The sequence below is a fragment of the Chelatococcus asaccharovorans genome (assembly GCF_003201475.1).
GTDB lineage: Bacteria > Pseudomonadota > Alphaproteobacteria > Rhizobiales > Beijerinckiaceae > Chelatococcus > Chelatococcus asaccharovorans.
This window is the reverse complement of sequence record NZ_QJJK01000001.1, coordinates 709,196-722,893: the sequence shown is the minus strand read 5'-3', so window position 1 is coordinate 722,893 and position 13,698 is coordinate 709,196. Positions and strand designations below refer to the sequence as shown.

General features: G+C 65.0%; 9 protein-coding genes. 5 read left to right on the top strand and 4 right to left on the bottom strand.

Going from position 1 to position 13,698, the window contains the following annotated elements; translation table 11 throughout:
• Positions 1-57: 57 nt before the first annotated feature.
• Positions 58-951 carry a methyltransferase domain-containing protein gene (locus C7450_RS03395; protein WP_110372944.1) on the bottom strand — a complete coding sequence of 298 codons (894 nt, stop codon included), beginning with the start codon at positions 949-951 and terminating at the stop codon, positions 58-60.
• A gap of 193 nt (positions 952-1,144) precedes the next feature.
• Between C7450_RS03395 and C7450_RS03390 the strand changes: the two genes are divergently transcribed.
• The 3 genes from C7450_RS03390 to C7450_RS03380 all read left to right on the top strand — a co-directional run bounded on the left by C7450_RS03390 (position 1,145) and on the right by C7450_RS03380 (position 2,819).
• Positions 1,145-1,933, top strand: coding sequence for a ComF family protein (locus C7450_RS03390; protein WP_110372943.1), 789 nt, complete (start codon positions 1,145-1,147; stop codon positions 1,931-1,933).
• 51 nt (positions 1,934-1,984) lie between these two features.
• Positions 1,985-2,245 carry a glutaredoxin 3 gene (grxC, locus tag C7450_RS03385; RefSeq protein ID WP_110372942.1) on the top strand — a complete coding sequence of 87 codons (261 nt, stop codon included), beginning with the start codon at positions 1,985-1,987 and terminating at the stop codon, positions 2,243-2,245.
• 79 nt (positions 2,246-2,324) lie between these two features.
• Positions 2,325-2,819 (top strand): DUF1178 family protein, encoded by a 495-nt coding sequence (locus tag C7450_RS03380; RefSeq protein ID WP_110372941.1) that lies wholly within the window; start codon positions 2,325-2,327, stop codon positions 2,817-2,819.
• Positions 2,820-2,931: 112 nt separating this feature from the next.
• On the opposite strand, the gene C7450_RS03375 is transcribed toward C7450_RS03380, so the two are convergent.
• Together C7450_RS03375 and C7450_RS03370 are read right to left on the bottom strand one after the other, a co-directional pair.
• Entirely contained in the window at positions 2,932-3,732 is an 801-nt protein-coding gene (locus tag C7450_RS03375; protein ID WP_110372940.1) for a TrmH family RNA methyltransferase, read from the bottom strand.
• Positions 3,733-3,843: 111 nt separating this feature from the next.
• A complete protein-coding gene (locus C7450_RS03370; protein WP_110372939.1) occupies positions 3,844-5,679 on the bottom strand; it encodes an ABC-F family ATP-binding cassette domain-containing protein in 1,836 nt (611 codons plus the stop codon).
• A gap of 450 nt (positions 5,680-6,129) precedes the next feature.
• Between C7450_RS03370 and C7450_RS03365 the strand changes: the two genes are divergently transcribed.
• On the top strand, positions 6,130-8,127 hold the full coding sequence (locus C7450_RS03365; RefSeq protein ID WP_170147022.1) for an autotransporter assembly complex protein TamA: 1,998 nt from the start codon (positions 6,130-6,132) through the stop codon (positions 8,125-8,127).
• On the top strand, positions 8,127-12,473 hold the full coding sequence (locus tag C7450_RS03360; protein WP_110372937.1) for a translocation/assembly module TamB domain-containing protein: 4,347 nt from the start codon (positions 8,127-8,129) through the stop codon (positions 12,471-12,473). Before C7450_RS03365 ends, C7450_RS03360 begins: the two co-directional genes overlap by 1 nt.
• Positions 12,474-12,667: 194 nt before the next feature.
• Here C7450_RS03360 and C7450_RS03355 read toward each other — a convergent pair whose 3' ends face one another.
• Positions 12,668-13,627 (bottom strand): DUF3626 domain-containing protein, encoded by a 960-nt coding sequence (locus tag C7450_RS03355; protein ID WP_110372936.1) that lies wholly within the window; start codon positions 13,625-13,627, stop codon positions 12,668-12,670.
• Positions 13,628-13,698 lie beyond the last annotated feature (71 nt).

Here is a 13,698-nt window from a genome sequence, read left to right as displayed (position 1 = left end):
GTGACGGGCCCCTGGGTGCCGCGCTGATCCCTCCCCTCCAGGGGAGGGGGGCGCCTGCTACCCTCGGTCGCCGGTCTTGATTTCCTTAGTGTTCAGCGCGTCCGCCAGCCGCATCTTCGCCGAACCGGGTTGCAGCGGCTTCTGTTGGCTCTCATGCGGCACCCAGCCGGAGACCCACAGGATATCGAAGGTGGCGGGCACACGTCCGTCGTCTTCCGCATAGCGTTCGTAATAGAGCGCCACCGCATGGGCCAGCGTCTCGCGCTTCAGGGGCTTGCGGCGGCGTTCGACGAGGCTGTTCGTCAGGCCCATGGCCCTGAGGTCGCGCATCAGGCCGATGGGATGTTCGTAACGCACCTTGACCGTGTCGATATCCGTGACAGGTAGCGCAAAGCCTGCCCGCTGGAGCAGAGCCCCCATGTCGCGGATGTCGATGAAGGGGGCAACCCGCGGGCTCACGCCCCCCTCGATCTCGCTTTCGGCCTCCGCCAGAATCTGGCGCAATTCCGTCAGCGTCGAGCCGCCGAACAGGGCGGCAAGGAACAGCCCGTCGGCCTTCAGGCCCCGGCGGATCTGCACCAGCGCGCCCGGCAGATCATTGACTCCTTGAAGGGCGAGCAGGGAGACGGCCAGGTCGAAGCGACCCTCGGCAAAGGGCAGGGCCTCTTCATCCGCGACCAGTGTATCCCCGCGCCCCCCGCCGAGGGCCGCAATAGTGGGCGCCGCGCGGATGATGCGCCCTGCCTGCCCGGAGGCCGCCAGGGCCGCGACGGCAGCATCGGTCGGCGTGCCGAGATCGAGAGCCAGATCGAAGGTGCGCTTCACCGCCGCGAGCCGATCGGCGAGGTCCTCGGCGGCGCGCGCCACCAGGAAATCGATGAACCCTTCGCGATGGGCGCGTTCCAGGCGGCGGCGGGCGAGCGCGCGGTCGAAGACGAGAGGGGCGGCCATGGATGGTCCTTCATCCTGATGGAGCAAGGAGGCGAGTGACGGCTCGCGTTATCCTGCGCTTCGGTCCGGCGGTCAAAGACTATCGCCGTGCCTCGCGCGAATGGCGGCGGGATCGGATTGCAGCCTTTGACGGCGGCCTGTCCCGTCCTAAACTGGACGATGGGGGCAAGCGACATGGCGGGGGGCAAGCCACATGGCGGAATCCGTTGAGATCGCTGGACGTGGTTGGCTGCGGCACTCCGTTGCGGTGTTGCAGGGTGAGACGGTGGCGGCCGCCAGCCGCCTGGCGGGCCTGATCTATCCACCGACCTGCATTGCCTGCGGTTGCGCGACCGCAGAACCCCATGGCGTTTGCGCCGCGTGCTGGCGCGACCTGCCCTTCATCACGCGCCCCTATTGCGAGCGGCTCGGTACGCCCTTCGCGGTGGACCTCGGCGGGCCGCTGCTGTCGCCGTCGGCGATCGCCGATCCGCCGGTTTTCGAGCGGGCGCGGGCGGTCGCGCGCTATGATGGCACGGCCCGCGAGCTGGTCCACCGTCTGAAATACGGCGATCGTCCCGAACTCGCAAAGGCCATGGGGCGCATGATGGCCTCTGCAGGCGCGGAGTTGGTCGCGGACGCCGCCCTCGTCGTTCCGGTGCCCCTCCATCCCTGGCGGCTGTGGTCGCGCCGTTTCAACCAGGCCATGGCGCTATCCCGCGAGGTCGCACGGCATAGCGGTCTGCGTTGCGATGGCCTTGTGCTGCATCGCCGCAAGAGCACCCGGCCGCAGGTGGGGCTGACGCGGGCAGAGCGCGCCGCCAATCTGCAGGGCGCATTTCACGTGCCGGACAACCGCCGTTTGCTGGGGGAACGTGTCATTCTCGTCGATGACGTGCTGACCACCGGCGCGACAGCCAACGCGGCGTCCAGGGCCTTGCTGCGCGGTGGCGCGTCCAGCGTCGATGTATTGACTTTCGCAAGGGTTGTAGCGGAGGTGTGATGGCACCTATATGTCCTTTGAGGACAATTTTCGCGAGGCGGCGTGGCTGCTATGCCTGATGTGACAATCTATACGAAGTCGTGGTGCCCCTATTGCCAGTCGGCAAAGGAGCTTTTGGTCTCCAAGAAGGTGGATTTCACAGAGATCGAGATTTCAGGCAAGGCCGACGAACGTGCGGCGATGATCGCGCGTGCCGGGGGACGGAGTACCGTGCCGCAGATCTTCATCGGCGATCGCCACATCGGCGGATGCGATGATCTTTATGCGCTCGACCGGCGCGGCGAGCTCGATCTGTTGCTCGAGGTTGCGTGACACCGACATGCCGCTGCGAAGCCCGTGCCTGTCGACATTCGCCTTGAATTCGCTCTCGTAACAGCAGCGACCCGTCACCATGATCCGTTACAAACTCATCTGCGATAAGAGTCACGCCTTTGAGAGCTGGTTCAAGAACAGTGATGCTTTTGACGCGCAGGTTTCGCGCGGCTTTGTGACCTGCCCGGTCTGCGGGTCCGACAAGGTGCGGAAGGCGATTATGTCCCCGAGCGTGGTGCGGACGGACAATGAGCGGCGGAAAGCCGTTCCTTCCGTCGAGGGCATCAGCGATGGTGCCGGTCCGGCCCGCGTCCCTGTGCCGGTTCCCCAGGCTGCGCTGCTGACCGAGCGCGAGCAGCAACTTCGTGAGATGGTGCGCGCGCTGCGCCGACATGTCATCGAGAACGCGTCCTATGTCGGCGATGAATTCGCCAATGAGGCCCGCCGCATCCATGCGGGCGATGCGGAGGAGCGTGCCATCTACGGCGAGGCGACCGGAGAGGAGGTTCGCGACCTTCTCGAAGAGGGCATCGAGATCCTGCCGCTGCCCCCCGCCCCCGAAAAGGGCAACTGATCCCGCCTGCTAGCGCAAATCCGACTTGCACGGAATCGCCTGATATCATTTAAGCTATTGAATTTGCTATTCTATTTTCGAACGGATCATGTCTGCAAAAGGCGGGCCTGCTCTAGCGACAGAGCTGGCTGGCCGCATAATGATGCAGCACGATGCCGCTCGATGTCGCCACATTGAGGGAATCCATCGTCCCGCCCATGGCGATCCGAACCGTAAGGGTGCGGGACAGAAGCGCCTTGGGCAGCCCCGGTCCTTCCGCGCCGAAGAGAAGCGCCGATCGCTTGGCCGGGCGCAGCTCGTGCAGGCACCGGCTGCCAGACGGGCTCAACGCGACGGAAACGAAGCCTGCCTCATCGAGGGCGGCCAGCATGTCGTCGCCGTCGACGGCGCGCGCATAGGGCACGACGAAAGAGCCGCCGACCGAGACGCGAATGGCCTTGCGGTAGAGCGGGTCGCAGCAGGTGCCGTCCAGGAGCACGGCGTCGGCGCCGAAGGCCGCGGCATTGCGGAAGACGCCGCCCATATTGTCGTGATTGGCGATGCCGACAAGGCCGACGACCGTCGCTGCCGGCGGAAGCTGTGCGATGAGGTCCCGCACGCTCGGTGTGGCCACGCGCCGGCCGATGGCGAGGAGGCCGCGGTGGATGTGGAAGCCTGCGATGCCGTCCATCACCGGCTGGCCGGCGACGAAGATCGGGATCGCATCGGGCCACGCCGTCGCATCGAAAGTTGGCAGCCGCTTGTCGCTGATCAGCAGGGATTCCACTGTGAAATCCGGCTGGCGGCGCAGGACAGCCAGGACGACCTCGCCCTCGGCAATAAAGCGCGCGCCGCGCCCGACCAGGTCCCGCTCGCGTACCGCGCGATAATCCGCAATGGCGGGATCGTCGGGATCCCTGACGGGGATAAACATGGCCACAGCCTCCAGAGCAAGTCCGTCTGTTGCGGACTTGCTCCGCTCAAGAATTGACGAGCAAATCCGGCTAAGATGGTATCAGACGATTCCATCTTAGCCGGATTTGCTCTAGCCCCCGCTCTCGATCTCTTCGCGGAGCATTTCGAGCCTGAGCCATTCCTCCTCGGATGCGGCGAGATCGGCCTCAGCCTTGGACATCGCCTGCGATGCCTTGGCGAAGCGCGCGGGATCGCGCGCATAGAGATCGGGATCGTCGAGCACGGCCTTCAATTTGGCGATGTCGCGCTCGAGCGCGGCCATGCGCCCGGGCAGGCTCTCGAGCGCATGCTTGTCCCTGAAGCTCAGCTTCGTCTTCGGCGCATTGCGCTCGTCCTGCTCCGAGCGGGATGCCGCAGCCTGTCCCGCAACCTTCCCGGCCGCTCCCCCGCCATTGCCGCGCGATGTCGTCTCCACGCCGGCGCCGCGCTGGGCGAGCATGTCGCTATAGCCGCCGGCATAGTCATGCCAGCGGCCTTGGCCTTCCGCCATCAGCACGGAGGTCACCGTGCGATCGAGGAAGTCGCGATCGTGGCTGACGAGGATCACGGTGCCGCTGTAGCTGTCGATCATTTCCTCGAGGAGGTCGAGGGTCTCCAGGTCGAGATCGTTCGTGGGCTCGTCGAGCACCAGCAGATTCGACGGTTGGGCGAGCGCCCGCGCCAGCATCAGCCGGCCGCGCTCGCCGCCGGACAGCTTGCCGATGGGCATGTTGGCCTGGTCGGGCGTGAACAGGAAATCCTTGAGATAGGACATCACGTGCTTCGGCGTGCCGCCGACCATGACGGTGTCGCTGCCGCCGCCCGTCAGGGCGTCACGCAGGGTGACATCGGGATCAAGGCCGGCGCGGCCTTGGTCCAGGCTCGCCATGGCGACATTGGCGCCAATTTTCACGGTGCCGCTGTCCGGGGCGAGTTGGCCGGTCAACATGTTGATCAGCGTGGTCTTCCCCGCGCCGTTGCGCCCCACGATGCCGATCCGGTCCCCCCTGGCGATGCGGATCGACAGATCGCGGACCACCGGTTCCGTGCCGTAGGACTTGGAGATGTTGACGGCCTCGATCACCAGCTTGCCTGAGATATCGCCCTCGCTTACCGTCATCTTGACGTCGCCGACCGCGCGCCGGGCGTCCCGGCGTTCCTGGCGCATGGCGTGGAGGGCGCGCAGACGACCCTGGTTGCGTTTGCGCCGGGCTGTCACGCCATAGCGCAGCCAGTCGTTCTCCTGGGCAATGCGTCGGTCGAGTTTATGCCTGTCGCGTTCTTCCTCCTCGAAGACGGTGTCCCGCCACTCTTCAAAGGCAGCGAAGCCTTGTTCCAGCCGGCGTGTGGTGCCGCGATCGAGCCACACGGTGGCCCGCGACAACGTTTCCATGAAGCGCCGGTCGTGGCTGATGAGCACGAGTGCAGAGCGCAGTGAACGGAGTTCGCTTTCCAGCCATTCGATGACCGGCAGGTCGAGGTGGTTGGTGGGCTCGTCGAGCAGCAGGATGTCGGGTTCAGGCGCAAGGAGCCGCGCCAGGGCCGCACGGCGCGCCTCGCCGCCGGACAGGCGCGTGGGGTCCTCGGTTCCTGCGAGGCCGAGCTGTTCGAGCAGATACTGCGCGCGATAGGTGTCGTCGCCGGGCGCAAGACCCGCCTCGACATAGGCTGACGTCGTGGAAAAGCCCGTGAGATCCGGCTCCTGCGGCAGGTAGCGCAACGTGGTGCCTGGTTGGAGGAAGCGTTGGCCGCGGTCCGGCGTGATGAGGCCGGCGGCAATCTTCAAAAGCGTGGATTTTCCCGATCCGTTGCGTCCCACGAGGCAAAGCCGCTCACCGGAACTAACAGACAAGCTTGCCTGTTCGAGGAGAGGCGTTCCGCCGAAGGTTAGCGCGATATCTTGGAGCAAGAGAAGAGGTGGGGCCATGGTCCCGATCGGGTTCGCTCAAATGAATCTTGGTTCCGGCCTATATCGGCGGGTCGCCGGCAGGGCCGAGACAGGCGTGATAACGCCCCTACGTGGTCATGGGAAGAGCGGGCAATGCTTGCCGCGCTCCATGCAACCGGAGTTTTATCGACGCGAGGTGGCGTTCACCATTTGTCATCCTTATCATGGTCGAATGCATTTTAAGGAATTGCAGTTGTTGATATGGCCTCCTGATCGCGCGACCCGAGGCGTCGCCGCGACATGTGGGTCCCGCGAGTTGAGTTGCGTTCAGTGAAAGTCCTGTCTTCCAATCCTGCCCCGAACAGGAGGCGCCGTCGTCGAAGGGCTGCTTCAGGCCCGACGCTCGAAGCCGGCTTCGGTGGCGGGGTTCAGCTGAAAGCCTTGGCGCAGCCGAAGGCATGGGCGCAGCCGAGGGTCTGGGCGGTCGGCGTGGGATTGTGCTTCGCTTCGCTCGCGACAGCCCCCGGGGATCTTCATGCGCAGACGGCGGCGGCTGGTAGCCGGACGTCTGGACAGGCTGGAAGCACCGACAACCGCTCCTTCTTCGATCGCCTTTTCGGACGCAAGCAGGAGCCTGAGCAGCCGACGATCCCGGTGCCGGATGCGGTCCCCTATGAGGTGACGATCCATGTCGTTGGGGATGACGATACGCTTGAGCAACGGATTCGGGACGCCTCCAACCTGGAGGAGTTGAAGAACAGCCCGCCCTCCGGCGCGGAAGGCCTGGTGCAGCGCGCCGCGGCGGATTTGCCGCGGCTGTTCTCGACCATGGCGGCGCTCGGCTACTACGAAGCCAAGATCACCGTGAGCGTGGCCGGCGTCGACGTGGACGAGGCGGCCGCCACGGCCCGGGTCAACGCGGCCCGCCGGACAGGCGCCGTGCCCGTCGTCATCAATGTCGATCCCGGCCGCCTGTTCACCTTCGGAAGCCTGAAGGCCGTGAATGCGGCGACAGGCGCGGCGGTTGATCCGCCCGAGGCCTGGGCAAAACTGAGGTTTGCGCCTGGCCAGCCGGCCGAGAGCAGCGTCGTCTTATCCGCCGAGGCGGCGCTGGTCGCACGGTTCCGCGATATCGGCCATGCCTTCGCCAAGGCGGTGAAGCGCGATGCCATCGTGGACTATGCCACGGGCCACATGGACGTCACCCTGCGTGTCGAGCCAGGGCCGATCGTGCGCTTCGGCGACGTCAAGATTTCCGGAACCGACCGGCTCAATCCCAATTTCATTCGCCGTCGGGTGACTTTCCAGCCGGGGGATGTTTTTTCCACGACCGCGCTCGATGATTTCCGCCGGGAACTCAATTCCTACGATGTCTTCGATTCCGTCCGGATTCGCGAAGGCAGCGCCTTGAACGATGCTGGCGAATTGCCGATCGACGTTGACGTGAAGGAGCGGCTGCCCCGTTTCGTGGGCTTCAGCGCGAAATATTCGAATACGGACGGCCCCTCGGTGAATGCCTACTGGGGTCATCGCAACCTGTTCGGCAATGCCGAGCGGCTGCGGCTCGATGCGACCGTCGCCGGCGCGTCGGGGAAGATTCTGGGGGCGGACGGCCAGGAAGTCTCCTGGCAGGACAGGCTCGGCTTCAACGTCGGTGCGACATTCGAGGTGCCTGGAATCTTCACGGTCGAGGATGACCTGATCGTGAAGGCCAATTATCTGCGCAACGTCACCGAGAATTACACCCAGCAGGGTTTTCTCGGCTCGATCGGCGTCAAGCGCGAGTTTTCCAAGGCGTTCACGGCCCAGGTCGGCCTGAGCTTCGAGCGCGCCAAATTCATGCGCGCCTATAGCGACGTCAACGGTGCAGGTCGCTATTACACCCTCGTGGGCATTCCGGTCGAGGCGACCTACGACACGACGGATTCCAAGCTCGATCCCACGCGCGGCTTCCGTCTGACCGGCACCGTCACGCCTTATCCGAGCTTCCTCGGCTCGACCACGAATATGACGGTGATGACGGGAACGGCCTCGGGCTACCTCAGTTTGGACAAGGAGTCGCGCTATATTCTTGCCGGTCGGGTTCGCATGGGGAGCATCGTCGGCGCGAGCCTCTACGATGTTCCGCCTCCGCACCGCTTCTTTGCCGGTGGTGGCGGGTCGGTTCGCGGCTACGACTACCAGAGCATAGGCCCGACGGACGCCTTCGGCCGGGTCATCGGTGGGCGCAGCCTTCTCGAAGGCTCGGTGGAGATGCGCATGAAGGTCACCGATACGATCGGCATCGTGCCTTTCGTCGATGCGGGCGGCGCCTTCCGCGACAGCGTGCCCTCCTTCGACGACGATGGCATCAAATATTCGGCGGGCATCGGGCTTCGCTACTACACGAGCCTCGGCCCGCTCCGCCTGGACGTGGCGCGCGGCTTGAATCGCGACAAGGGCGACCCGCCCTACGGCATTTACATGAGTCTTGGACAGTCATTCTGATGCGGCGAGTATCCTTTCCCCTCCTGCGCGTGGCGTTGCAAGCCCTTATCGGGCTGGTCGTCGTCGTGGCGCTTGGGCTCGTCGTGCTGACGCGCACGGATTTCGGCCGCGCCGAGATCGTGCGGCTTGTCGAACGTTTCGCCAGCAGCGATGGCATGACCATCCGCATCGGCCGTCTCGAGGGCGCGCTGCCGGCGGAGATGCGCGTGCTTGACGTGACGATCGCCGATCCGCGTGGCGTCTGGCTGTCTCTCGATCAGGCGGATCTGCGCTGGCGACCCCTTGCCCTGATCCGCGGGCGGCTCGATGTCGAACTCGTGCGCCTCGGCCATCTCGACGTGGCACGCGCACCGGACACGCCTGCCTCGCCGGCTCCAGCGGAGCCGTCTTCCGGAATCCCGCAACTGCCGTTCGGTGTTTCCCTGGAACGCTTGGACATCGCGCGCCTGACGCTGGGTGAGCCGCTGCTCGGCGCGCCCGCCGCGCTCTCGCTCACCGGTATGGCCCGCCTGGTCGACCCGGCGCAGGGCCTCGTCCTCGACATCTCGGCGGACCGCATCGACTCCACGCCGGGCCGCGCCAGCATCCAGCTCAACTTCCGGCCGGATACGCAACAACTCAAGCTCGCGGTGGATGCAAGCGAGCCACCTGGCGGCCTCGTATCCCGCCTGGCCGCCTTGCGCGGCGCGCCGCCGATCTCCCTCAGCATCAGTGGCGACGGCCCGCTCGACGACTGGAGCGGACGTCTGCGCCTGACCATGGGCGACAAGGCCGGGGCAGAGGGCGAGGCGACCCTGAAACGCACGGGCACGTCGCGCAGCCTCGACGCGACGCTCCTCGCTGACGTGGGCGCGGTGCTGCCGCAGGATCTCGAGCCACTGCTCGGCCCCGCGACCATCAAGCTCGATGCATTATTCGCTGACGATGGTGCGGTCACCCTGCGCGACGTCACCGCGTCGAACAGCGCTTTTCAATTGAGCGGCGATGGTGCCATCGCTCCGGGCGGCGCCGTGGCGGGCAAGGCGCGGCTTACCATAGGTAATGCCGCCCCGTTCGCCGGTTTTCTTCCCAAGGTTGCCGGTCCTGACGGCCGCATCATACCCATGGCGTCCTGGCAATCCCTGGTGGCGGATCTCGTGCTTGGCGGCACGGTCAACGCGCCCGAGCTGTCGCTGAAGGTGGATGGCCGCGAGATTGGCGTCACCGCTGCCGGCAGCCGCTATGGCGCTGGAACGGTTACGCTCACGGCAACGGCGCGGGGCGATGGGCCCCTTACGGCAGAGGCGACCCGCTTCGCCGTCAAGCTCAATGGCGTCGCCGATGCCTTGTCGGCCAGCGACAAGGCCGTCGCAGCAGCGCTCGGGCCACGGCTGACGCTGGCGGCTGAGGGGCGGGCTGACCGAAGCGGCAGGCTCGACATCACGTCTTCGCGCATCGAGGCCACGCCGATCGTCGCCACCTATGTGGGGCAGGTCGATCCCGCCTCCGTCAAGGGCAAGCTGATGATCGAGCGCGCCGATATGGCCGCCCTGCGCGGCTTTGTCGATCAGGACCTGAGCGGCCGGGTGCGGCTCGCAGCCGATGTCGACGCGGCCTTCGATTTGAGCCGGCTGGTGGTTGCGCTGGACGGCGCCGCCCAGGATCTGAAGACGGGCATTCCAGTTGCCGACAATCTCATTGGCGGGCGGGCGACTGTCAAAGGCACGGTGCGCCGCGCCGGTGACGGCAGCTTTGGCTTCGAGACCTTCTCGGCCGATGCCGCCTATGTATCGCTGACGGCTGACGGCTCGGCGACGAAAGAGCGCGCCAACGTGGTTGCCAAGATCGCCCTGCCGGAATTGCAGCGGCTCGATCAGCGTATCACGGGACGTGGCGACATCTCGGCGACGCTGACCGGAAGCCTGTCGAAGCTCGACAGCCGCGCGACCATCGCGCTCCGTGATGCCAAGGCGATGGGGCGCCCCATCGAACGGCTGACGTTGAATGTGACGGCCGCCGATGTTCTGAACGCGCCGCAGGGCGAGCTCAAGCTCGACGGCAGCGTCAACGGCAAGCCGGCGCGCGGCAGCGGCCAGTTCGCGCGCAAAGCTGACGGCGCCGCCGAGGTGCGTGACCTCGATATCACCCTCGGCTCAGTCGCCGTGCGCGGGTCGCTGGCCGCGACGCCGGCCTCGCTCGTCACCGGCCAGGTGTCCGTCACGGCAGGGGATCTGCGCGACCTTGCGCCGCTTGTCCTCGCCGAAATTGCCGGCCGGCTGGAACTGATGGCGAATTTCGAGGCGCCCGGTGGCAAGCAGGCGGCGCGGATCACCGGCTCGGCGAGCCGCATCGATGCCTTCGGCGTCACACTGACGGACGCGAAGATCAATGCCAATGGGCGCGACCTGTTCCAGGCTCCCGCCTTCAGCGGGCAGGTGGATGTCGATGGCATCGCCACGAGCGGCCTCACGATATCCCGCGCACGACTCACCGCGGAAGGGCAGGGCAATGCGACCGATCTCAACCTCACGGCGGTCGTTCAGGGCGCGGATCTCACCACCGCGGCGCGCATCACGCCCACCGATGGGGGGATCGAGGCGCTGATCCGCCGCCTGACATTGACCCGCGGTCAGACCCTGTCGCTGGCGCCTGATGCCCGTTTCAGCCTTCGTGATGGCACGGTCACGCTGTCCAACGTGGAACTGCGCGCCGGCTCAGGCCGGCTGACGGTGGCCGGTTCGGCGGGCGAGCGGCTGGACCTCAGGGTCGCCGCCCGGGCCATCCCCCTGACCATCGCCGAGCTGTTCGCGCCGGGGCTTGGGGTGACGGGTGCCCTCAACGGTGATGTGACACTGACCGGACCCGCCGCCCAGCCGTCCGGCCGCTACAACCTTGCCATCACCAATCTTACCGCGCCGCAGATCAGCGACGCGGGTCTCAGGCCCCTCGGCGTGACTGCGGAAGGCACGCTTGGCAACGGGCGCGTCAATGTGGACGCGCGCGTGACCGGTCTTGCGAATTCCAACTTGCAGATCACCGGCTCCGCCCCGATGGGCGCCGGCGCGCTCGACATCGGCGTCAACGGCCGCATCGATCTTGGCCTGATGAATGCCCGCCTCTCGGCCGCCGGCCAGACGCTCACCGGCCAGGCCGTTACTGACCTGCGCATCCGCGGCACGGCCGCCGCGCCGACGGCGGCCGGCACCATCCGTATCACCAATGGGCGCTTCCAGGACGCGGCCAACGGCGTGACGCTCACCAATATCGAGGCCGTGATCAACGGGTCGGAGCGCGAGCTCGTGATCTCCAGCCTCTCGGCGCGGGCGCGTAACGGCGGAGCCATTACCGGTTCGGGACGCGTGGCGCTGGATCCGTCTGCAGGCTTCCCCGGCCAGATCGCCATCAAGGCGAACAACGCGCAGCTCATGGCAACACCGATCGTGAATGCCACCGCGAATGCGGACCTCGCCATCGCGGGCGCACTCGCGACCCGCCCGAGCGTCACCGGGTCCATCGAGTTCTCGGCGCTGGAAATCACCTTGCCGAAGCGCTTCCCCTTCTCCGCAACGCCGATCCCGGTCACGCGCGTTAACGCGCCGCCCGCGGTGCGCGCCCGCGTCGCGGCAGAACAGCGGGCGGCGGCTGCGCAGGCGGCCAATCCCTTCGCCGCTACGCTTGACATTCGGGTGGCCGCGCGGAGCGGTATCGTGGTGCGCGGGCAGGGCATCAACGCCCAGCTCGGCGGCCAGCTGACGATCCGCGGCACCAGTGCCGCGCCGCAGGCCGACGGCGCCTTCACGCTGCGTCGCGGAACGCTCTCGCTGCTCGGCCGCCAGCTCACTTTCACGCGCGGCGAAGTCTCCCTCGACGGCGATTTCGACCCGCGCATCAACTTCGAGGCCGAATCGACAGCAGCCGGAATAACCGCGCGTATTCTCGTGACGGGCAAGGCCTCCAATCCGCAGTTGGACTTCACATCCTCGCCGGAGCTGCCGCGGGATGAGGTGCTGGCGCGGCTTCTGTTCGGCAAGCCGTCCGGCAGCCTGTCGACTGGCCAGGCGATCCAGCTTGCCCAGGCGCTGGCCGAGCTGACGGGCGAGGGGGGCGGACCGCTCGGCGCGATCGGCTCGTCGCTGGGCCTCGATTCCATCGATCTCGGGACAACCAATTCCGATGGGACCGGCGGTGTCGCGGTCGGCATTGGCAAGCAGATCAATGACAGGATGCGGTTGAGCATCCGGCAGGGCGCTACGCCGGAATCGAGCCGCGCCGCGGTCGATATCGACCTCGGCCGCAACATCAAGCTCGAGGCCGAGGCGGGAGCCGGCGGCGGCGCCGTCGGGGTCGGCATGGAGTGGAACTACTAGGGCTTCGACCCCGAGATTGGCATCCGCCTGATGCGGGCCTCGGAGCCAATGTCGGATTGACGAGGGCCGCTAGCAAGATATTGGTTTTAATGGAGTGTTGAATTTGGCATTGGAACTTGAGCCGCTCGCCTCGGAATGACGCGGTGGTTCCCTCGTGGAACCGCATGCTATCGTCAATAGCAGCACTGAATTCCCTATATCAAAACTATAATTTTTCTACGGGCTGATTTGTTGATGTCTTCAACGGATTTCATTATCGATTCAAAATTCTTACTTGATATTTTTCTTGATAGTATGTCAGCTTCGTATCTTGATAGGTAGATCTGATCGACATCTCGGTTAATGTACGGCTGCCCGTGCAGCTGCACGTCGATGTAGTTATTCCGCCCGCCGCGGCCGTAATTACGATGAGGTGTAACGTCTTTGCCCGCGAATTTTGCTATGAAACTTCCGAAGCAGTCGTATCCAAGGCGATCATTCTGCATATTAGCGATCAGCCTTTCCATGTGGTAGAAGGTCGCCAGCTTGTCAAAAGCAACGGAACTACGGCCAATAAGATCTGTCGCCATCGTATCAACAGGGGCGTAGGTGCATATCGCCTTCACGTAGTCCTTGAATACAAGGAAGCTGTATCCATAAGTCGCCGCCGCGCCGTTCGCGCCGGACAGTACGTCGAGCGCACAGTAAATCGGGCGACTGAACGGATGAAACCCCCGGCTGCGGATGCCAGGCGTATCCGTGCTCTCATAGCGGCCGCATTGCCCGAAGGGGAGCGACCTGAACAGATCCTCCATATGGAACAGATTTTCCTCAAGCCGCGCTCGTCCAAAAACATATCCCTGGGGCTCTTGTGGCTTGCAGCCGCGTTCAAGACAATTGATGATCCGTCCTTCGGTCTTGGCGAGACGCGAAAAATCGAAATTTGATAAATCGAAATTCATTGTCAATCGTGCGGATTGTAGAAATTTGACCCCTTTCTCACATAAATCTGTTGCGGCGGATCGGTCGATTTTGCAGAATTTTGCGATCCTATTAATAGCTGTTTCGCGATCGACTGCGCGTGTTTTTTCGCAATTTTCATAAATATTTCTAAGTATATTTGCGCAAAAGAACTTGGCATAATATTCGGCAAGCTTGCTGTCCGGTGTATTCATGGGCGTTCCTTCCTCCGGCGTCGGTTGCAGCGCGGGGCACGGCTTCCCCCCTTGCCCGACGCCTCTTCTGC